The sequence below is a fragment of the Aurantimonas sp. 22II-16-19i genome, from assembly GCF_002088275.1.
Taxonomy (GTDB): Bacteria; Pseudomonadota; Alphaproteobacteria; order Rhizobiales; family Rhizobiaceae; genus Jiella.
Genome location: NZ_AQQS01000092.1, coordinates 1 through 621, shown reverse-complemented (window position 1 = coordinate 621; position 621 = coordinate 1). Strand labels below are relative to the sequence as shown.

Below are 621 nucleotides of genomic sequence, written 5' to 3'. Positions count from 1 at the left end.
CCGGCCAGCGCCAGGGCGATGTCATTGGCATGCGACCGCCGAGTAAGGACGGCTTGATCGAGGTTCGGGCGCAGAAGACGAAGAACACCGTCTGGATCCCCGTCCACTCGCAGTATCGGCCCTGGCTTGAGCGGGCGCCTCGCGGCGATGCCGTACAGGTCCACCTCGGAGCACGAGGCCGCCCCTATGCGTCGGCTGACGGCTTCCGGACAGAGTTCCAGAAGCTGATGCGCAAGCCGCAGTTCGAGCGCTTCCGGGACGAGCGCATCGTCTTCCATGGCCTGCGCAAGAACGCGGTGATCAATCTTCTGGAAGTCGGCTGCACCGAGGCGCAGGTCGGCGCCATCGTGAACATGAGCGAGCAGATGGTTCGCCACTACGGCCGCGAGGTCAGCAGCCGAACGCTATCGAAGGCGGGAATGATGATTCTGGAGAGCCGCTGGGCCGAGGTTCGTCATCAGGGATTCGGAACAGGAACAGAACGGGAATTGGAAACCGATCAGCAGAATTGGAAACCGGACGCCACCTGAAAGGCGGCGCGGCACCAGATAATCTGAATATAATGAGGAAGTTAGATGGTGGGTGATGTAGGGATCGAACCTACGACCCGCTGATTAAGAG

The 621-nt window shown here is 60.9% G+C and carries 1 pseudogene; it reads left to right on the top strand.

From position 1 onward, the window contains the following. Nucleotides 1-530 (top strand): annotated as a pseudogene (locus tag ATO4_RS26735) (hypothetical protein); the annotation flags it as partial. Nucleotides 531-621: the final 91 nt, after the last annotated feature.